Here is a 21,099-nt window from a genome sequence, read left to right as displayed (position 1 = left end):
AATTATTTCTTCAAATTCAAAAAATAATTCCAGATCAATCGGATTTCTCCGTAATCAAAATCTGAAGGCAAAATAGACTTCCAATTGTTTACATTATCCTGAGGATTAGAATTGAATAATTTTTCGAAAGCTTCTATTTTACTTTTTGGATAGATTCTCAGCAAATCATTTCTGTCCAATAAATTTTGCTCGGCATATTTTGAAAGATGACCGAAAATTGTAGAGTTCACTAATCCTCTTTCTTTAGCAATTTCAGCAACAGTTTTCCCATTTTGGAACAATTGATACGTCAAAACGTGAGTTGGAACTTTCTTGATGGCCATAGAGACTTCAATATCTTTTTCTTTATCGAATAAAGGCGTTTCCAATAGGTAAACCTCTTTCAAATCCTTCAGATAATCTTCAATATCATCCAGCCATACGCGAAAATCTTCATTAAAAGCTTTCAACCCTTTAACACCTTTGGTCTCCGAATAGAAATCCTTGAGTGGAGAAAACACCTTCTCATTCACATTCGTGAAAAAGAAATTAACCGCACCTTTTGCTTTAATTTCAATCTCAATCCATTCTTCCTCACCTTGCAAGAATTTCTGAGTTTTCTGAACTAAGATTCTCTCGAATTTTTGAAAGATAGTGATATAATTTTCAATGTCAGCTTTCAGACAATGATAGAGATAATCTGCTTTTTCTTTGTCAATGAACTTACTGCTTCGGCTAATCACCATCCAGTTTTCCAAAGCGGACTGAAACCAGACACAATCAATCCTTCTAATGACTTTTTGGATGCTGTAATCGTATTTTTCCGCATTAATGATTTCCTCAATTTTTGCATTGGCATGCGTTTCATCCTGGAATTTCGAAACCCTTTTATCACTGAAAATAACTTCAGGTGTGATTTTGGATTTAAGGACGATTCCTTCCAACGTTCGACAACGTGATAATGCAACATAAACCTGTCCGGAAGCGAAACTTTTTCCTGCGTCGATGATCAATCGGTCAAACGTCAAACCTTGACTTTTATGGATCGTAACCGCCCAAGCCAAACGGATTGGAAACTGTTTGAAGCTTCCCAGAACTTCTTCTTTGATATTTTTCTCATCATCCAAAGAATATTTTTTCTGTTCCCAGGTTTCCGCTTTTAGTGTGATTTCTTCTTCGCTTCCGTCGAGAACGACAGAGATTTCGTCCTCATCGAGATAAGAAATTTGTGCTAATTTTCCGTTGTAATATTTTTTATCGGACGAAGTATCATTTCGGATGAACATGATCTGCGCACCGACTTTCAGTTCCAGAACTTCATCATTCGGATATTGCGTTTCCTTGAATTCTCCTACGACATCGGCTGCATAGGAATGAAGTTTTCCGCCCAGTTCTTTTAATTTTTTCTGATTGATATCATCCGCCATTTTGTTGTGCGAACAGAGATAAACATAGGCTTCATCTTTCGGATCGAAGTCGGGCTGATACCTTTTGTTCAAAGCTTCAAAATCGATATCTTCTATTATTCCGTCTCGGATGGCATTTAGGATTTCCAGGAAATGTTCATCGGTTTGTCGGTAAACTTTGGTCAGCTCCAGCGTGATAAAATTACTTCCTTCCAAAGCTTTGGCGTTAAAAAAGAAAGGTGAAGAATAATACATTGAAAGAATGTACTCATCTCTTACAACCGGCGGCAACTGGTAAAGATCACCAATAAATAACATCTGAACGCCTCCAAACTTTTGCTGATTCCGACGGACATGTCTCAATGCAAAATCCATCATATCCAGAACATCGGCACGCAGCATTGATGCTTCATCAATAATGATGATCTCGATTTCACGGAGTAGTTTCAGCTTGTCTTTCCGGTATTTGAAATGCGGCATCAGATCCGCAATGTTGTTGGCAAGATTCTGGTCGATTCTTTCCGTGGTTGGCAGAAAAGTCCTGAGCGGCAAACCAAACATAGAATGAATAGTTACGCCACCTGCGTTAATTGCAGCAATCCCGGTTGGCGCTACAACAATGTGTTTTTTCTTGGTTTTTTTTACAAAATCATTCAGAAATGTAGTTTTCCCGGTTCCGGCTTTTCCTGTTAAAAAAATGCTTCTGTTGGTGTGTTCTACGATTTCAAAAAGAGAGTCATTCATCGATCCAAAGATAAAGAATCAGGAGAAACGAATCAAGAAATAAGAATCAAGGAAAAGATTTAATAAAAAGGCTTCAAGAGCCTGAGCCTGACAAAGATCTATCAGTCGTCAACCAACTACTACTTAATCCTATCCGGATTTTGTTTCAAAAAGCTATCCCAGCCGGAGTAAGATTTATCAGTAGAGATATTTCCTGAGTTGAAGTGGTGACAAACGGCAACGGCTAATCCGTCAGATGCATCCAGATATTTTGTCGGGAATTCTTTCAGTTTCAGGAGATTTTGCAGCATTCCTGCAACCTGTTCTTTGCTGGCATTGCCGTTTCCGGTTATCGCCATTTTTACTTTTTTGGGAGAATATTCTGTAATCGGAACATTTCTGTGAAGGCTTGCGGCCATTGCAACGCCTTGAGCTCTTCCCAGTTTCAGCATACTCTGAACGTTTTTTCCAAAGAAAGGCGCTTCCAAAGCTGTTTCATCAGGGTGGTATTCATCAATTAATGCCAGAGTTTTGTCGAAGATAATTTTAAGTTTGGTTTCGTGATTTTCATATTTTTTAAGAATCAATTCGTGAATTGCAATTAGTTCCATTTTATTTCCCTTAACAGAAATAATTCCAAATCCCATAACACTTGTCCCCGGATCGATACCCAAAATTATTTTTTCGACTAGCATAATGGCAAAATTACGTTAATGTTTTCATAAAAACCTGTCTTTACAATATATTTTCACAATGAAAGTTATTAAATTTAGAAACCAAAAAATTAACAATCAAACATGAAGAATTTTTTACTGACTGCGGCAGTCGTATTCTACGCAGGTTATGCAACACCTGTGTTTTCTCAAAAAGCCGAAACACCAAAATTTATTAGTAATACGGAGGGAATCAAAGAATATTCCCTGAGTAATGGGATGAAGGTCCTTCTGATGTCTGACCCTTCTCAGAGTAACGCTGTTGTAAACATTGTTTATAATGTTGGTTCCAAGCACGAAGGTTATGGCGAAAAAGGAATGGCTCACTTGCTGGAGCATATGTTATTCAAAAGCACCAAAAAGTTAGGCGATATCAAAAAAATGCTGTCCGACAAAGGTGGAAATGCTAACGGGACAACCTGGTATGACAGAACCAATTATTATGAGGTTTTCCCTTCTAATGATGAGAACTTGAAATGGTTTCTGGAAATGGAAGCCGACAGAATGGTAAATGCCACAATTCTTCAGTCGGATCTGGATAAAGAATTTTCTGTTGTAAGAAATGAATTCGAGATTGGGGAAAATAGCCCAAGTGGAGTTTTAATGGAGCGTATTATTTCTGCTGCATACCTTTGGCATAATTACGGAAACAGTACAATTGGGAGCAAGGAAGATGTTGAAAGAGTAAAAGCTGTGACACTTAGAAAGTTTTATGAAAAATATTACCAGCCTGATAATGCGACTTTGATTGTTGCAGGAAAATTCGATGAGAAAAAAGCGTTGGAATATATTGCGCAATATTTTTCCACCATTCCAAAGCCTGCAAGAGTTCTGGAAACTCCTTACACAGTAGAACCGGCTCAGGACGGCGAACGTTTTGTGGAACTGAAGCGTGCTGGTGACAGCAAGGTAGTTGGAGCATTGTACCACACTGTCCCTTATGCGGATAAAGACTATGCGGCGCTGGACGCTTTGCAAGAGATTTTGACCGCTGATCCGTCCGGATATCTTTACAAAGCGATGATCGACTCTCACAAAGCAGCGTCAGTCTACGCTTATCAGCCGCTGGTTAGAGATGCAAGTTATATGTATTTTGGTCTGGATATACCGGCGGACAAAGATCTGAAAACAGCGGAGAATGATTTCCGTGCAGAGCTGGATAAAATCGCTACCATCAAATATACAGAACAGGATGTTGCAAGAGCAAAAGCTAAAATCCTAAAGCAAATAGAGAACATCAAAAATAATACGATTGGTTATGCTGTTAATCTGACAGAGATCGTTGGTGCCGGGAACTATAAGCTCGGAATGCTTTATCGTGATACGGTAGAAAAACTGACTGTTGCAGATATCCAGAGAGTTGCGACCAAATATTTCAAAACCAATAACAGAACGGTGGGTGTTTTCATCCCTTCAAAAGATGAGGTTAGAGTTAAAAATATCGAGTACACCGATGATCAGATCGCAACGTTGACCAAGGATTACAAAGGGAAAGCTTTGGAAAGAGAAGCAGCTCCTTTCGAAGCCAGTATCAAAAATCTGAAAGCCAATCTCACAGAAGGGAAATTGAGCAACGGGATGAAATATGGCTTGATCAAAAAAGACATCAAAGGTGGCAAAGTACTTGGTAGTTTCCGTTTCCCTGTAAGTAATGCAAAGGATCTGAATGGAAAGGCTGATGTCGGCTCTCTAATGGCTCAGGTGCTTAAAACCGGGACTAAATCTCATACCAAGGAACAAATCCAGGATATGCTGGACGAATGGAAGTCTAACATCAATTTCGGATTCAGTGGCCAGACATTGTTTGTGAATTTCAGCACGTACAAAGAAAGTTTGCCAAAAGTAACATCATTAATCAAAGAAATTCTGACCGAATCTACTTTCCCGGAAGCTGAATTAGTAAAGACTGTGAACGAGTATAATACTTATTTGGAAAGTTCATTGAACGATCCGCAGTCTATCGCTTTCACAGAGATCGAAAAAATCACTGAGAATTATCCTAAAGAAAGCATCTATTACACAGCTTCTACACAGGAACAGATTGATAACAATAAGAAAGTGAAAAGAGAACAGCTGGTTGATTTCTACAACAAAATATTGGGAGGTAACAATGGTGTTGGTTCTGTGATTGGTGATGTAGATACTAAAACAACAGCTGCATTATTAGAATCAACTTTTGGAAAATGGAATTCAAAATCAACTTACGAGTTCATCAAACCAGAATTATTCGCTACCAAAAAACAAGACAAAGATTACCTTACTCCGGATAAAGAGAACGGAGCAGCGGTTGGGAAGATCAGTTTCTCTATGGATAGAAAATCTCCGGATTATCCAGCCTTTGTGATTGCCAACGAAATGTTAGGAAGTGGAGGTTTCTTAACGGCGAGAATCCCGACAAGACTTCGTGAGAAAGAAGGAATCAGCTATGGTGCAGGCTCTTACATCAACATTCCAATTGATAACAACGTAGCGTCTTGGGCTTGGTATGCGTTCTTCAATCCGACAAAAAAAGAAGCAGTGAACAAAGCTTTGAAAGAGGAAGTGAACAAAGCAGTTAAAGATGGTTTCACAGAAGAAGAATTCAAATCTAACTTAACGTCTTGGCTTAACTCCAGAAAAACCGGTCTTGGAAACGATAATACCTTGATGGGATTGGTAAATTCTCAACTTCAATATGGTCAGTCTTTGGACGAGTATGATGCTTTAGAAACAAAAGTTTCTGCGCTTAAAGTCTCTCAAGTCAATGATGTCCTTAGAAAATACATCAGCGAAGACAAGATGACTTCAGTTTTTGCGGGAGATTTCAACAAAAAATAATCTCTTAATTATTATTATAGAAACCCTTTCAGAGTTCCAAATTCTGAAAGGGTTTCGTTTTTTATGGGCAGAAAGAATTTTTACTTGGCGCGCTCCATCAGCATTTTTCTTGGGCCTATATTTATTTCCTGCTTCAAGATATCCCTGGTTTTCATATCAATATAATACTTGCTGACAGCCTGTTTAGAGGAAATGTCATCGGTGGCTGTCACTACCCATACATCTATATGGTTAAGCTTGTCTTGTTTTGCATCCAGAACATAAGCCTTGATGACACCTATTGCTGTTTTTGGATTATAATCAAAAATTGAAATTTCTGTTTTGTAGCCTTGTTTAAGTGGCATCCATCTTATAAGCTGTGGATAAAGATTGCTGTCGAAATAGTCGTTTTTGACAGTTTCATTGATGGTGATTTTATTGTTGTCTGCTTTATCCAGATAGAAACCTGTAACATTGGTCTTCGCGAAGTTAAGTTCAATATCCCGCTGCATATTGTAGGACGTATGTTTGACTGGTTGAAAATTTTTGATTTCGCTAACAGACTCGTCCACCCAATCCGGCTGGTTTTTCATTGTAACAGTAGTCGTTACAGATAACGTTTTTTCTTTTTTACTGATTTGAGTAGAGACTTCGCCAATTTCTATTTTGGCTGTATCTTTCACAGCGAACCATTTCATCTTATAAGTTTCATCCTTGACCAGTGAGTGGTCTATGTTGTTGTGCGCCGGTGTCTGGAAGACGTCCTGGGCATAGACGATACTTGTCATCATAGAAAACAAGATTGCGAATAAAGAAAGCTTAGTTGTCATAAAGTTGTTTTAACTATTAGTCAGCTAATTATCTTATATGTTACCATTCATTAAAGTATTAATACCGAGAAATATAAGCATTCAAAATTATAAATTTATCTGCCCAATTGATATCGATCTATATGGTTAAAAAACAAAAAATAATCGAAGGAACCAGAGATGTAACACCGAGGTAACAGAACAGCATATCAAATATTACTGTCAAGACGGCAAAAATAATTCCTGAATCTCAACCAAAAACCACCTCAGATTCTTGAAGTGGTTTTGTATTACTTTTCTACCAGTCGTCTATGATAATTGATCTGCCCGAGATGGTAATTCAGATGCGTCGCCAGATGAACAAGGAAATATTCCGTTGACGTTTTTTTCCCTAAAACCAAAAGCGGATATTCTTTTTTCAGATCCTCATCAGATACAGACTTCAGAGAGTCTTTAATTATTGCAATGGTATCCTTAAGATCAGCAATTAGTTTATCTCTGGGAACATTTTTATCAGCAAATTCCAAATCCCGGTTTCTTACATAAGCAACTCCTCCGATTTCTTTTCCAATGTAAGTTTTGAGATTGCCAATAAGATGCAAAGCAAGATTCCCAGCCGAATTAGAAACGCTGCCTTCCACTTTCCATATATTAGATTCCGATTGATAAAGATTAAGTTCCTCAATGACTTTGTTCAGGTCTCTTTTAAAAAGTGAGATTAAAGTTTCGTTTAACATCGGTTTTAATTTTTGATTCTAAGATCAGAAACAATGATTTTGTAATGGTCACAATCTTCGAAGCAGATGCCGTTTTCTTTCCAGTAAGGATTTTTTGGTTCAATGATGGGAACTTTATGATATTCCAGATTTGCAACAATGTTCTGAAATTCTTCCAGAGTCTCTGGATAGAAAACCAAAATATCATCTTCATCAAATTGAGATTCCGGAATATTATTATCTTGAGTGAATTCCAAATGCCAGTTTTCATTGTGCTTGCCAAGAAAAACACCATCATAACCGTTATGGTCTTTAAAATCTCCAAGAACTTTAAAGTCCAAAACTTTAGTATAAAAGCCAATCAACTTCTCCAGATTCTGAGTATGTCTTGCGTATCGGAAAACCATTGGATTTAGAAATTAATGAAAATAAAAATCGTCCAGCTTTTCTTCACAAAGTGTTTTCACCACATTCACCCAACTTTGTTCCTCATTCAAACACGGGATATAATCGAATCTTTCACCTCCACCGTGAAGGAAGATTTCCTTGCCTTCTTCAGAAATTTCTTCCAAGGTTTCGAGACAATCGGAAACGAAAGCCGGGCAAACTATTGCCAGTTTTTTGATGCCTTTCTTGCCAAGACCTTCCAAAGTAGCATCTGTATAAGGTTCCATCCATTTGTCTTTTCCCAGTCGGGATTGGAAAGTCACCAATGCTTTCTCTTTTGGAATGCCCAATTTCTCACAAACCAACTCCGTCACTTTATAACATTGGTGTCTGTAACAGAATTTGTGCGAAGGATTGTCTTCTTTCTGACAGCAATTATTCATATTGCAGGTCTTCGTGGGGTCGGTTTTGTAAATATGACGCTCCGGAACACCGTGATAAGAAAACTGCAACAGGTCAAAATCTGCAGGCAGTTTCTCTCTGATACTTTCTGCCAGAGAATTAATGTAAATCTCGCGGTCATAAAACGGTTCTACATAATTAATTTTAATGTCCGGAAAGAATTTTAGTCGAACTTCCTCGGCTTTGTCAATCACCGTTTCCGTCGTGCTCATTGCGTATTGAGGATAAAGCGGGAACAAAGTAATATTTGTAACACCTTGGTCTACCAATTCCTGAATGCCGGTTTTGATTGATGGCTCCGCATAGCGCATTCCCAGACCAACCGGAACATCCACCAATTCCTGAAGTTTTTCCTGCAGTTTTTTGGAAATCACAATCAGAGGCGAACCTTCGTCTGTCCATACCGTTTTGTAAGCTTCTGCTGATTTCTTTGGTCTGGTTTTCAGGATAATTCCCTGGACCAATAATGCGCGGAAAATCCAGCGGTAATCGATGACTTTTTCATCCATCAGGAACTCATCAAGATATTCTTTAACATCTTTGACATCAGTAGATTTCGGCGAACCGAGGTTGACTAGGAGAATTCCTTTTTTGTTGCTATTTTCCAAAATGAGTTTTTAATAATTTTTAAAAATATTTAATTCTCGCAGATTTTTCCGATATAGCCGATATAAATCTTACTTTAAAAATCTGCAAAATTCGCCAAATCTGCGAGAACCTATTTTATCCATTTACAGCTTCCACATTCTCCACCAATTCCGGAACGAATTGTTTCAGAATACTTTGGATGCCGTTTTTCAGAGTTGCAGTGGAAGATGGACAACCGCTGCAAGCACCTTGAAGAAGCATTTTGGCGGTTTTGTTTTCTTGATCGTACTCAATTAAAGAGATTTTCCCGCCATCGTTTTCTACAGCAGGTGCTACATATTCGTTCAGGATATCACTGATTTTCTGCTCGTCGTCCGTATATTCTCTGTTGATGATTTTCAAGACAGGATTTTCGTGCTGATGAGGATCCAGATTGGAAATTGTTTTTCCTGCCTGCAAAAATTCTGCGATGAAAGAACGAACCTGATTCATAATCTCGTGCCATTGGAATTGCTCATCTTTGGTAACCGCAACGAAATTGTCGCTTACATAAACTTCCTTCACAAAATCGAAAGCGTCGTATAATTCCTTTGCCAAAGGCACTCCGTCAGATTCTTCCTTAGACTTGACTTCAATAAAACCATCCATCAGCATCTTGCTGGAGATGAATTTCATCACCGCAGGATTCGGTGTCATTTCCGAATAGATCTGGTAAGCTTCTTTTCTTTTCTGAAGATAGATTCTCGGGTTGGCCAGCAATTCGTCTTCGATGATATTTTTAAGACTTTCTGCAACGTGTTCCCATTCCACAGTATCTTCTTTTGCTACTGCAATAAAATTGGCTGTGATGAAAATCCTGTTTACAAAAGGATAGTTGAACAATTCCTGAGCTAACGGAATCTCGGAAACGTCAGAATCTCTGTCCAGTTCCAATGAACCTGGAATCAAAGTGTAATCCGTGACGAACTTCATTACTTTCTTGTTTTCCGTAGGTTCTATAATGATTTCTCTCATTTTAAGTATATTGAACTACAAAATTATCGTAATTTGGTGGAAGAAAAAAGCTGATAAATCCCAATGTTATGTTAAGTTTTGATTATGAGAAGCTTTGCGGATTTTCGATTTTTTCTATTGGTTTGATTTTGGCTGAATGAATGTTAAAATTGGATTGAAAGACCAATCTGCGCCCCGGCCTGAGTGGAGCTCTTTTTGTTCTCGCGAGGAAAGCTTCGGCACAAAAAAGCGGGAACGGAGGACGGATAAAGGCGCCCAAATAAATATCACTTAGAAAATCAATTATCATTTATTAATTATCAATTATAAAAATATGGCAATCATCAGAGAACTTTTAGGCAAAACGCCTCAACTTGGAGAGAATACTTTTGTGGCGGAAACGGCTGTGATTATCGGCGATGTGACGATGGGAAAAGACTGTAGTATTTGGTACAATGCGGTATTGAGAGGCGATGTTCATTATATCAAAATGGGCGATAAAGTCAATGTTCAGGACAATGCGATGATACACTGCACTTATCAAAAAAGTCCGACAACGATTGGAAGTAACGTGTCGATTGGACATAATGCTATTGTCCATGGCTGTACAATAAAAGATAATGTGCTGATAGGGATGGGCGCGATTGTAATGGATGATTGCTTAGTAGAAAGTAACTCGATAGTGGCTGCAGGTGCGGTTGTAACTGCCAATACGCATATTCGTGAGGGTGAAGTCTGGGCTGGCGTTCCCGCAAAAAAAGTAAAAGATATTTCTTTGAATTTAATCGAAGGCGAAATCAACCGCATTGCTAATAATTATGTGAAGTACTCCAGTTGGTATAAAGAAGACTAAGTTGGTATAAAGATTGAATTTTCCATCAAAAAGTAAAGAATGAAACATCTAAATTCTTTTTGGGAAATTCTGAAAGAAACATTTAGAGAATGGATGTCATCATCGGCTGCTAAAGATAGCGCAAGTATGGCCTACAATGCCATATTTTCTTTGCCCGGGTTGTTGATTATCATTATTTGGATTGCGGGGCATTTTTTTGGTGAGGAAGCGGTGAATGGTGAAATCCGCCGTCAGCTGCAGGGAATAATGGGCTATGATGGTGCCAAAAGTATCCAGGATATTATCAAAAGTGCGATGATCGATAAAGAGAATTTCTGGATGAAAGCACTTGGAGTGGGGACTTTGGTTTTTGGTGCAACCAGCTTGTTTTTCCAGATGCAAAGTACGCTCAACAATCTTTGGGATGTTGAGGCGGCTCCCAAAAAAGCCTGGCAAAAATTTATCCTTGACAGAGCTAATTCGCTTGGAATGATTCTTATTATTGCATTTCTTCTTTTGGTAAGCATGCTTCTTTCGTCATTTATCGGTCTGGCTAATGATTGGATTACCAGATATTTTGGGCTAGAAACTTATGTGATTGTTCAGGCAACCAATTTTATTCTTGGTTTAGCCATTGTCACGGTTCTGTTTGCATTGATGTTCAAAGTTTTACCGGATGTGGAAATCAAATGGAAATCAGTGTGGATCGGAGCTGTTGTTACAGCATTATTGTTCAATGTTGGCAAAATGCTGATGAGTTTTTATTTTGATTTATCAAAGCCAACTTCTATTTTCGGAGCGGCGGGAACTGTAATTTTGCTGATGATGTGGATTAATTATTCCTGTCAGCTGGTGTTTTTCGGAGCAGAATTCACTAAAATTTTTGCCTATAAAAAAGGACACAAGATTGTTCCGTCCAAGCATGCCAAATGGAGTAAAGAAAAACTCTATAGAGATTCTGAACAAAAAGAGATATAATCAACTTCTAATTGCTTTTCAGGATTATTATAAAATAGATGTTGGTACAGATTTGGTTATTAGGTTTTACCTAATACTATTTGTAACAAATTAACGTTTTAAAATACAAATTATGATGAATTTAAATAAATGAAAAATACTAACACTCATAAAATGAATTGGTTTCAGCATTTTCTGATGATTTGTTCCGGAGGGAATATTCATTTGCTGAAAAAGTCACCATCCGAATGGAACAAGTTTGCCGGAATCGGAGGTATCGTTTTATTTACCGCTATTTTTGCGACGTTGTCTGCAGGATATGCAATGTTCACGGTTTTCGATAATCTTTGGGCATCTGTAGGATTCGGGATTCTTTGGGGACTGATGATTTTTAATTTGGACAGATATATTGTGTCTTCAATAAAGAAAACCGGAACCTGGTGGAATCAGATTCTGATGACAATTCCACGTTTGATTTTAGCGACATTTCTTGGGATCATTATTTCAAAACCTTTGGAACTGAAGATTTTTGAGAAGGAGGTTAACAAGCAACTGAATACAATCATTCAAAGGAATAAGAAACAATTGCAGGCAGAAATGAGCGGAAGAATTTTGCAACAATCCGGACCTTTTGATCTGGAAAAGAAACAGATCCAGACCCAAATCAAAAACTATCAGATGGCTTACGATTCTGCTTCTGTGGAATTAGAGAAAGAAATTCTGGGAAAACAATCCGGCTTAACCAGCGGAAAAGTGGGTTACGGATCTAATGCCAAAAGAAAAGCAGAACTGAAAGAGCAAAAACGTGCCGACCTGGAAAATTATCAAAAACAAATGCAGCCGAGATTGCAATACTTGGATACAGAAATTTCCAAAGTTTATTCTAACCTTGAAACCGAAAGGAAATCAACTGAAGGTATTGAAGACAAATTCAATGGATTTGCTGCAAGATTACAAGCTTTGGATGAATTGGGCAAAAATTCGGCAATCATAGCGTTGGCAGCAAGCTTTATTATGGGATTGTTTATTGTTTTGGAAATTTCGCCGGTATTGATTAAACTAATTTCTTCGGTTGGCCCTTATGATTATCTTCTGGAAAAAACTGAAAATGAATTCAAGCTTTATTCTAAAGAGAAGATCAGAAAAGGAAACTCATTGACGGATTATCGAATTGATGATTTTGAGGATGACCTTAAAATCCGGAAAGAAAGAAAACGAAATCATCAAAATAATACATAAAAGAAAAGCTTCCAAATTGGAAGCTTTTTATTTTAAATTACCCACAACAAAAGGCTGTTCGGCATTATCATTATAATCTCTCATAAAGCCAATTTCTGTATTTTTTGTAATCACAGATTTTGATGTTCCTGAAAAACCATCCCCAAAATCGATACTGAAATCGATATAGCTCAATCGATTCTTGGTAAATTTCATTTTATTGAATACCAAGATGATGTTTTTGTCCTTCAGATTTTTCTGAAGACTCATCAGGTCTTTTCTTGTCATCTCTTTGTTGAAAACAACGGCTATCACTTTCTTATTCGAAGTAAAAGAAAGCATACTAAACACAAAAAGTGATAAAAATAATAGCGAGAAAAGTGTCGTCTTCTTCATTGCAAAAAACTAAGTTGCAAATTTAGAAAATGTTTCATTATAAAAATGTTTTTTTTAACTGTTTTTTGATAAACTGACGTAAAATTTCTAACATCTGATAACTTTAAAAAATAAATTTTCCAGTTCGTTTTTTTATTAATTTTATAGAAATAATTCATATGAAAAAATTATCTATTCTGATTTTCATTATGATAGGATTTTCTTTTTCTATCTTAATTAAATCACAGCAACCTTTTATAGGTCAGATTATGTTTGTTCCTTACAATTTTGCTCCGGTAGGCTGGCACGATTGTGATGGTTCTTTGCAGGCTATATCAGAAAATGAGGCTTTATTTGCTTTAATAGGAACAACTTACGGTGGAGATGGGCAGACTACATTTGCGCTTCCCAATGCTAAAGGAAGAGTAATTATTGATGATGGACAAGGACCTGGGCTGAGTAATTATCAATTGGGGCAAATGGGTGGCTCAGAAACAGTTACCTTAACCGTCAATCAATTACCGAGTCATAATCATTCAGTAATGGGAACTTCGGTAGAAGGTAATCAAAATTCTCCTGCAAACGGAGTGCCTGCCAATACTAAGGTATTGGATAAAGAGTATTCTGATTCTAATGCACCAGAATCCAAAACGACTATGAAATCTAGCATGTTAACTGTTGCAGGTGGATCCCAGCCACATAATAACATGATGCCTAGCTTGGCTATGAAATGTGTTATTTCCTTATATGGAATTTTTCCTTCACATAATTAATCATAAATTTAATTATCATGAAAAAAATAAAAATTAAAATATTGGTTTTTTTATTGATGTTATCTCTTAAATTGTCCGCACAAGGAAGTGACCCTTTTGTAGGACAAATTATGTGGGTTCCCTATAATTTTGCACCCAAAGGCTGGGCAGAATGTAAAGGACAAATATTACCTATTTCTCAAAATACAGCGTTATTTTCTTTATTGGGTACTACTTTTGGGGGGAATGGACAGACAACTTTTGCATTACCAGATATGCAGGGCAGAACTATAATAGGAGATAGTGCTGATTATCCTACAGGAACAACAACTGGTGAGGCTAATGTTACATTACTCTCTACAGAAATCCCTGCACATACTCATGTTGTAAATGCCGTAAAAGTAGAAGGGAACCAAAATCTTCCTTCAGGAAATTTCCCGGCAGACACAAAAGCAGGTGATCCGGAGTATTCGGATGCTGTGGCTAATACAACTATGCACCCCCTCATGATTAATCCTACAGGTGGTGGACAGCCTCACAATAATATGCAACCTTATGGAACCTTAAAATGTATTATTGCATTACAAGGTGTTTATCCGCAAAGACCATAGCATTAATTATAATCAGTAATTTAAAATATCATGAAAAAATATATTTTATTAATGATAATTCTTTTAGGATTTTCTTCCGGAGAATTAAAAGCACAAGGTGATGGTACGCCTTTTCTGGGTCAGATATTATTTGTTTCATTCAATTTTGCACCAAAAGGCTGGGCAGACTGCAATGGGCAAATATTATCAATTGCCCAAAATCAAGCGTTGTTTTCTTTGCTGGGGACAACTTATGGTGGAAACGGATCGACAACTTTTGCCTTGCCTAATATCCAAAGCCGGGTTCTTCTTGGTGATGGCAGCGCCTATACATTGGGACAAAACGCTGGTGAAGAAAATCATACTTTAACGCTTAATGAGATGCCGGCTCATAATCATTTGGTAAATGCTGTGACATCAGACGGTAATAAAAGCTCTCCGGAAGGTAACCTCCCGGCAAATACTAAAGTTCTTGATAAAGAATATGCAAGTTATGGAAGTGGAAATATGACAACAATGAATAACGGAGTAGTAGGTCCAACCGGAGGAAACCTGCCACATAATAATCTGCAGCCATATGTAACTTTTAAATGTATCATTGCTCTGCAAGGGATATTCCCTTCCAGAAACTAAAAATTAAAGTCATGAAAAAAATATACATTCTTTTAACAATGGTTTTTTCACTGTGCTCAACTTCTGCACAAATAATTACTTTTAACGGATGCCATGGTTTGTTTAATGACCAGAATTTTATATTTAATAATACTGCTACAGATGGTAATGGTAAAAAAATCTACATAACAACGCCTGTAGATGGTGATCAATCTTGTGGTGGATTGGGAACTTGTGAATTCAAAATTCAATGGAACAATGCACTTACAAGATGGGAATTTTTGGCAGATTCTGGAAATGGAGATTTTATTAATCCATATTTAATTTATTATAATTCAACAGGAAATAATTCTGCAGCTAATCCACCGAATACTTCAACGGGATCATGGGTAGAGAATGTCTTAGTTACTGAAAATGCATGTGGAGGAAATCTTACACCTTCTAACTCTGTGATGACTGGCGATTTGCATACATCTACACTTGCAGTAAACGATTTTTCAAAAGGGCAGATACAAATGTTTCCTAATCCTGTTTTGGATTATATTACTATAAAAGGAATTGACAATGCTAAAAATATTGTAATTATTAATATGGAGGGTCAAGAAATTTTAAAAACTGATTTTAAAGATCGGTTAGATGTAACTCAGCTTCAAAAAGGAGTTTATTTTCTTAGAATTAATGACACTTATGGGAAATCTTATAGCTTGAAATTTATAAAGAAATAGATATCATTTTATTTTAATAATAAAAAGGCTGCATTTTTGCAGCCTTTTGTTATTTTGAAAATGTGTTTTATAATGAGTAATTAGGCGCTTCCTGTGTGATAATAACATCGTGTGGATGAGATTCCTTCAATCCGCTTCCTGTAATCATTACCAGTTTCGAATCTTTTTGCAACGCTTCAATATCTTTTGCGCCGCAATATCCCATTCCAGCACGAAGACCTCCGGTCAATTGAAAAATCACATCTTCCAGTTTTCCTTTGTGAGGAACTCTGCCTTCGATGCCTTCCGGAACAAATTTCTTAGCTTCACTCTGGAAATAGCGTTCTTTTCCACCACGTTTCATTGCAGAAAGAGAACCCATTCCTTGGTAAGATTTGAATTTTCTTCCCTGGAAAATAATTTCTTCTCCCGGAGCTTCATCAGTTCCAGCTAAAAGTGAGCCTAACATAACTGCACCGGCGCCACTTGCAATGGCTTTTACGATATCTCCCGAAAGTTTGATTCCACCATCAGCAATAACCGCTACATTTTTCTTTTTGGCAAATTCGTAAACGTTGTAGATTGCGGAAAGTTGAGGAACGCCGACACCTGCAACAACTCTGGTTGTACAGATGGAACCTGGTCCAACACCAACTTTCAAGACATTTGCACCCGCTTTTATCAAATCTTTTGCGGCGTCTGCTGTTACGATATTTCCACCAACAATATCCAAATCAGGGAAAGTTTTTCTGATTTCTGAGATTTTGTCCAAAACACCTTTCGAATGGCCATGAGCTGAATCGATGGCAACAATGTCAACACCGGCTTTTACCAATGCTGTGATTCTTTCAATCGTGTCTTCACCAACGCCAACGCCGGCGCCGACAATCAATCTTCCGCTTTGATCTTTGTTGGCATTTGGATATTCTAATTGATTATCGATATCTTTAATCGTAATCAATCCAACCAGTCTGTTTTTCTTGTCAACAATTGGTAATTTTTCAACTCTGTTTTTAAGAAGGATTTCTTTGGCTTTTTCCAGATTGGTGGTTTTGTCCGAAGTAATGAGATTATCTTTTGTCATTATTTCTTCCACTTTTGCGGCAAGATTTTCCTGATATTTAACGTCACGATTGGTAATGATTCCAATCAATGTGTTGTTTTTGTCAACAACAGGCAATCCGGAGATTTTATATTTTGCCATCAGTTCTTTGGCTTCTGCTAAAGTGTGATCTTTGGACAATGTAACCGGGTCAGAAATCATTCCGTTTTCTGAGCGTTTTACACGATTGACCTGCGCAGCCTGTTCTGCAATTGGCATATTTTTGTGAATGAATCCAAGACCACCAACTCTCGCCAATGCAATTGCCAAATCAGCTTCCGTAACCGTATCCATAGCAGCGGAAACAATCGGAACGTTAAGCGAAATTTTGTCTGTAAGTCTTGATTTTAATGAAACCTGATTAGGTAAAACTTCTGAATAAGAAGGGACTAGAAGCACGTCATCGAAAGTGATGGCTGTCTCTACAATTTTGTTATGAATAGACATCTTTACTTTCTTTGCAAAATTAAGTTATTTTTATGTAATTTGAAAATATCGTAATTTATTTGATAAATAATTAATATTCAGAGAAATGATGACGAATTAAATAATTGATGGTTGATAAATGATTTTCAAATTCTTATTAGTATCAACTATCATTTATCGCTTATCACTGATTAAAATCTGCTGAGAATTCCCCAATGGATTTTTATTTCGTTGAATTTGAAAGGATTACCGAACTCATTTCCGTTGGAAATCTGGAAACTCATCAAACCAATGGGAAGAAAAAAATTGAAACCCAACCCTAAACTGTAAAGCTTGGGCGTGATTCCCAATGCTTTGTTGGACATTTGTCCGTACTGCGCAAAGATGTCGAAAAAGGCCTGATCATTGACAAGATAACGGTATTCGGCGCCGGCAAATGCGTAGAAATCGCTGACGAGACTTTGCTCATTGAAGCCGCGCAGCGAATTCCAGCCGCCAAACCGAAAAAGTTCGTTGGTTGATAATTCGTTTTTGGAACTGAGCAACGCGGATTCTCCCTTGATATTGAGAAAGTGATTTCCGGACAAATTGAAGTTGTATTCTGCAAAAATGAAATACCGAATTTGGTCAAATTTTTCCTGCGTGTCGTCGTAAGTCGTTTTCAGGAAATCGGCTTCCAGACGGATGTTGCTTTTGTTTATAAATAGTGGAATGTCGCTCCCTTCCTGATACTGATAATAAATGCCAATCCCTTTTTTGCTGTAATCCCGACCACTCGTGTACAGTGAATCCAGAATCGCAGAAGACTCAAAAGTTCCTTTGAGACCGAGTTTTTGCTTCGGTGAAATATGATAATAAATGGCGGGTAAAAATTTCACATTCGCAAATGTGGAATCCTGACGGAAGATATTGACATTCACGTTCAGGCCAACATTGCTCCCGAACGTGTACGGAATGTCGGTTTGCAAATCAAAAGTCTGGCCTTTGTCAGGATTTCTCTGCCAATAGATGCCAATACTTTCGAAGCTGTTGAACATATTTTTCATCTGGACATTCAGGGTTCCGTTGACCGTAAATTTCTCAGTTTTATCATTTCCAAAACCAATCATTCCGTCAAATGTATTGGTTTTCCGTTTTTGGGTGAAGAGAAAAACCTGTGTCGAATCTTTGGTGAATAATGTCTGAGGCGGCTTTTCCAACGACACAAACTGATGATTTTGCAAAGATTGATTCATAGAAACCAGATTCCTGTCATCGTAGTTTTTGCCGAGATATTGTTTGTTGAGGTTCTTAACGAATTGTTTCGGTAAACGCGTATAGCCTTTGAAAACAATGGCGTCAATTTTTCTTTGAGAAGCCGGAACAACTGAGATTTTAACCGATGGAATTCCGTTTTCCATTTTCCGGAATTTGGTTTTCACGCGATTGAAGGCAAAACCTTTGTCCCGATATTTTTGATTGATGTTTTTTTTGAGTGAGTCTAAATTTTTGGTGTAAATCTCATTCTTTTGAAACTTCAAATCTGTAACTAAAGAATCTGAAAATTGGACTTTAGCCTGATTGAAATTGGGACCTTTGTCGTAATAGATTTCTGTCCGATTGTCTATTTTTTTGACGTCTTTCAGTTCTGTAAAGAAGTAAGAGTTCTCAGCCAAAGAATCCAGGAATTTGACTGCTTTTGCCGAATCGGAAACGATTTTTTTAACATTGGTTTCTTTATCGATGAGCCAATATTCTTTTTTCTGCGCGTTAAAAAGAACACAGAAAAAACAAAAGATAATGGCAATTAAATAATCGATTTTAACCACAATGTTCACAATGATTTTACACAAAGAACACCATTATTAAGCTCATTGTGAACTTTGTGAAAACTTAGTGTCTTTGTTGGTTATATAACAAAAAATCAATCCATTTTATTATACTTCTTCATCAGATTTTCATAAGTATTCTGAGGAAGAATCCATTTCAGAGGAACTCCGATTTTCTGTCCAAATTTTCCAAAATAATAATGCGCTTTCCATTTGGATTTGCCCAAAAGTTGTTCAACATAAACTGCAACATCCAAAGGTTCTGTTCCATCGCCAACGTGTGAATTCATTAAAGCATAAACTTTATCAAAGACATTTTTGTAAGGCTCGGAAACTTTTGTTTTGACACGATTTTCTGCAATATTGGTTTTGATATCGCCTAAATGGAGCGAGCAAACGTGGATGTTCCAAGGATAAACTTCGTAACGCATTGCTTCCGTCACTTTGTCCAGAGCCGATTTGGAAGCGGAATAAAATCCTCTGAAAGGTAATCCCATTTCGGAACCGATGCTGGAAACATTAATGATTTTTCCTGATTTCTGTTCCCGCATTTTTGGAAGAACCGCTGTCATCATCTGAACAGCGCCAATCAAATTAAGATTGAATAACTTCGTAATATCTTCTTTTGCTGAATCTTCAACTGCGCCAACCATTCCCATTCCGGCGTTATTAATCAGAACATCAATTCTGTTTTCAGTTTTCAGGATTTCAGAAATCGCATTGTCGATTTGGTCTTTTTCGGTAATGTCTGTTGGAATTGAAACAAAATAATCAGAGTTCACGACCTTTCGGCTCAAACCGTAAACTTTGTTTCCTTTCTTTCCGAAATATTCTGCCAATGCGAATCCAATTCCGGATGAAGCGCCTGTGATGATGATGACTTTTGACATATTATTCAGTTTCTTTAGTTACGGATTTAAAATCCTCCCAAAATTCAGGATACGATTTCTCTACAACATCTTTATTTTCGATATTCAGTTCTTTAATCAAAGCAAACGGCGCAAAAGCCATTGCCATTCTGTGGTCGTTGTAAGTTGCAATCGAAATGTTTTCTTCTGGTTCTATGAATTCCGAAGATTCAATTTTTTCTACTGTGATGTGCGTTTTTCCGCCGATTTTAAACAACTCGTTTTGAAGTGCTACTAATCGGTCGGTTTCTTTCACTTTCAGAGTATGAAGTCCTGTGATGACGAATGGGATTTTCAGCGCAGTTGCGGTAACACAAAGGGTTTGCGCAATATCGGGACAATCGTTCATATCAAGAGAAATCAATTCAGGATATTCGAAAGCTGGCTCGGGCAGCAAAGAAATCGAATTTTCTGCATAATCAGAAACCGTATTGATTCCGAAATATTTCCAATAGATTTCCTTAATCACGCTATCGCCTTGTAAGGACAATGTATGATAACTTCTAAGATTAATCGATTTTCTGCCAATTGCTGCCAAAGAATAGAAATAAGAAGCTGAAGACCAGTCACTTTCTACCTCGTAATGTTCTATTCTTGCATTTTCCGGATGAGGTAAAATTTCGATTCTACTTTCTGCAAAATGAGATTTGATTCCGATTTCGTCCAGAATTTTCAAAGTCATTTCCAAATATGGCCGAGACGTGATCTCGCCTTCCAATTCCAGTGTCAATCCATTTTCTAACTTTCCTCCTATTAAAATCAAAGAAGTCAAAAACTGGCTGGAAACATTGGCTGAGATTTTAACCAAATTGTTTTCAATCTTCTTTCCGATGATTCGCAACGGCGGAAAACCTTCTTTTTCAAGATAAGTAATGTCCGCGCCAAGAGATTGAAGCGCATCAACTAAAGGTTTGATAGGACGGTTTTTCATCCTTTCAGAGCCTGTCAAAATGGTTTTTCTGTCTTCAAAAATGGAATAATACGAAGTCAGAAATCGCATCGCTGTGCCGGCGTGATGGATATCAATGGTTTCGGAGTCCGATTCCAGAGCTTTTTTCAACAAAGTGGTGTCCTGAGAATTGGAAAGGTTGAGCATGTCAATATTCCCAAAGAGTTTCCCTAAAATCAAAAGACGGTTCGAAATACTTTTCGAACCGGTAATTTGTATATTTTTTCCGTCTATTAATTCTGATTTTTTTAATATCATTTTTCTGCATTGATGTAAAACGTATTATAGTATTAA

Annotated in this window: 20 protein-coding genes; 8 read left to right on the top strand and 12 right to left on the bottom strand. The window is 37.3% G+C overall.

Features of this window, described 5'->3' with window-relative positions; all coding sequences use genetic code 11:
- Nucleotides 1-2: 2 nt before the first annotated feature.
- Both QOL71_RS03400 and ruvC read right to left on the bottom strand, forming a co-directional pair.
- Entirely contained in the window at nt 3-2,129 is a 2,127-nt protein-coding gene (locus tag QOL71_RS03400) for a helix-turn-helix domain-containing protein (protein WP_283415574.1), read from the bottom strand.
- A gap of 119 nt (nt 2,130-2,248) precedes the next feature.
- A complete protein-coding gene (ruvC, locus tag QOL71_RS03395) occupies nt 2,249-2,803 on the bottom strand; it encodes a crossover junction endodeoxyribonuclease RuvC (RefSeq protein ID WP_283415573.1) in 555 nt (184 codons plus the stop codon).
- Between the two features lie 102 nt (nt 2,804-2,905).
- On the opposite strand from ruvC, the gene QOL71_RS03390 reads away from it, so the two are divergent.
- Nucleotides 2,906-5,638 (top strand): M16 family metallopeptidase, encoded by a 2,733-nt coding sequence (locus QOL71_RS03390; protein WP_283415572.1) that lies wholly within the window; start codon nt 2,906-2,908, stop codon nt 5,636-5,638.
- Between the two features lie 80 nt (nt 5,639-5,718).
- On the opposite strand, the gene QOL71_RS03385 is transcribed toward QOL71_RS03390, so the two are convergent.
- The 5 genes from QOL71_RS03385 to QOL71_RS03365 form a co-directional block, all read right to left on the bottom strand.
- Nucleotides 5,719-6,447, bottom strand: coding sequence for a DUF3108 domain-containing protein (locus QOL71_RS03385; RefSeq protein WP_283415571.1), 729 nt, complete (start codon nt 6,445-6,447; stop codon nt 5,719-5,721).
- Between the two features lie 269 nt (nt 6,448-6,716).
- Nucleotides 6,717-7,163, bottom strand: coding sequence for a DinB family protein (locus tag QOL71_RS03380; protein WP_283415570.1), 447 nt, complete (start codon nt 7,161-7,163; stop codon nt 6,717-6,719).
- Between the two features lie 5 nt (nt 7,164-7,168).
- Nucleotides 7,169-7,549: a VOC family protein gene (locus QOL71_RS03375; protein ID WP_283415569.1), complete on the bottom strand. Its 381-nt coding sequence runs from the start codon at nt 7,547-7,549 to the stop codon at nt 7,169-7,171.
- 12 nt (nt 7,550-7,561) lie between these two features.
- On the bottom strand, nt 7,562-8,599 hold the full coding sequence (hemH, locus tag QOL71_RS03370) for a ferrochelatase (protein WP_283415568.1): 1,038 nt from the start codon (nt 8,597-8,599) through the stop codon (nt 7,562-7,564).
- Nucleotides 8,600-8,714: 115 nt separating this feature from the next.
- Nucleotides 8,715-9,593 (bottom strand): NifU family protein, encoded by an 879-nt coding sequence (locus tag QOL71_RS03365; protein WP_283415567.1) that lies wholly within the window; start codon nt 9,591-9,593, stop codon nt 8,715-8,717.
- Nucleotides 9,594-9,906: 313 nt separating this feature from the next.
- On the opposite strand from QOL71_RS03365, the gene QOL71_RS03360 reads away from it, so the two are divergent.
- The 3 genes from QOL71_RS03360 to QOL71_RS03350 all read left to right on the top strand — a co-directional run bounded on the left by QOL71_RS03360 (nt 9,907) and on the right by QOL71_RS03350 (nt 12,600).
- Nucleotides 9,907-10,425, top strand: a complete 519-nt coding sequence (locus QOL71_RS03360; RefSeq protein WP_283415566.1) for a gamma carbonic anhydrase family protein — start codon at nt 9,907-9,909, stop codon at nt 10,423-10,425.
- A 39-nt stretch (nt 10,426-10,464) separates the two neighbouring features.
- Nucleotides 10,465-11,382: a YihY/virulence factor BrkB family protein gene (locus QOL71_RS03355; protein ID WP_283415565.1), complete on the top strand. Its 918-nt coding sequence runs from the start codon at nt 10,465-10,467 to the stop codon at nt 11,380-11,382.
- Between the two features lie 129 nt (nt 11,383-11,511).
- Nucleotides 11,512-12,600, top strand: a complete 1,089-nt coding sequence (locus tag QOL71_RS03350; RefSeq protein WP_283415564.1) for a DUF4407 domain-containing protein — start codon at nt 11,512-11,514, stop codon at nt 12,598-12,600.
- 27 nt (nt 12,601-12,627) lie between these two features.
- On the opposite strand, the gene QOL71_RS03345 is transcribed toward QOL71_RS03350, so the two are convergent.
- Complete coding sequence (locus QOL71_RS03345) at nt 12,628-12,975, bottom strand: hypothetical protein (protein ID WP_283415563.1); 348 nt, start codon at nt 12,973-12,975, stop codon at nt 12,628-12,630.
- Nucleotides 12,976-13,223: 248 nt separating this feature from the next.
- On the opposite strand from QOL71_RS03345, the gene QOL71_RS03340 reads away from it, so the two are divergent.
- The 4 genes from QOL71_RS03340 to QOL71_RS03325 are packed head-to-tail and all read left to right on the top strand — an operon-like array spanning nt 13,224 to nt 15,633.
- Nucleotides 13,224-13,727, top strand: a complete 504-nt coding sequence (locus tag QOL71_RS03340) for a phage tail protein (RefSeq protein ID WP_283415562.1) — start codon at nt 13,224-13,226, stop codon at nt 13,725-13,727.
- Between the two features lie 17 nt (nt 13,728-13,744).
- Complete coding sequence (locus QOL71_RS03335) at nt 13,745-14,317, top strand: phage tail protein (protein WP_283415561.1); 573 nt, start codon at nt 13,745-13,747, stop codon at nt 14,315-14,317.
- A gap of 30 nt (nt 14,318-14,347) precedes the next feature.
- Entirely contained in the window at nt 14,348-14,929 is a 582-nt protein-coding gene (locus QOL71_RS03330) for a phage tail protein (protein WP_283415560.1), read from the top strand.
- Between the two features lie 11 nt (nt 14,930-14,940).
- Nucleotides 14,941-15,633: a T9SS type A sorting domain-containing protein gene (locus QOL71_RS03325; RefSeq protein ID WP_283415559.1), complete on the top strand. Its 693-nt coding sequence runs from the start codon at nt 14,941-14,943 to the stop codon at nt 15,631-15,633.
- Between the two features lie 67 nt (nt 15,634-15,700).
- Here QOL71_RS03325 and guaB read toward each other — a convergent pair whose 3' ends face one another.
- From guaB to QOL71_RS03305, 4 genes are all read right to left on the bottom strand, one after another.
- Nucleotides 15,701-17,161, bottom strand: coding sequence for an IMP dehydrogenase (gene guaB, locus QOL71_RS03320; protein ID WP_283415558.1), 1,461 nt, complete (start codon nt 17,159-17,161; stop codon nt 15,701-15,703).
- A 170-nt stretch (nt 17,162-17,331) separates the two neighbouring features.
- Nucleotides 17,332-18,972, bottom strand: coding sequence for a BamA/TamA family outer membrane protein (locus QOL71_RS03315; protein ID WP_283415557.1), 1,641 nt, complete (start codon nt 18,970-18,972; stop codon nt 17,332-17,334).
- A 71-nt stretch (nt 18,973-19,043) separates the two neighbouring features.
- Nucleotides 19,044-19,838 carry an SDR family oxidoreductase gene (locus QOL71_RS03310; RefSeq protein ID WP_283415556.1) on the bottom strand — a complete coding sequence of 265 codons (795 nt, stop codon included), beginning with the start codon at nt 19,836-19,838 and terminating at the stop codon, nt 19,044-19,046.
- A gap of 1 nt (nt 19,839) precedes the next feature.
- Nucleotides 19,840-21,063, bottom strand: a complete 1,224-nt coding sequence (locus tag QOL71_RS03305) for a 3-phosphoshikimate 1-carboxyvinyltransferase (RefSeq protein WP_283415555.1) — start codon at nt 21,061-21,063, stop codon at nt 19,840-19,842.
- Nucleotides 21,064-21,099 lie beyond the last annotated feature (36 nt).

It is taken from the genome of Epilithonimonas pallida (assembly GCF_900182975.1).
Classification (GTDB): Bacteria; Bacteroidota; Bacteroidia; order Flavobacteriales; family Weeksellaceae; genus Epilithonimonas; species Epilithonimonas pallida.
Note: the sequence above shows the minus strand (reverse complement) of the source record. Positions and strands in the feature narration are given on the sequence as shown.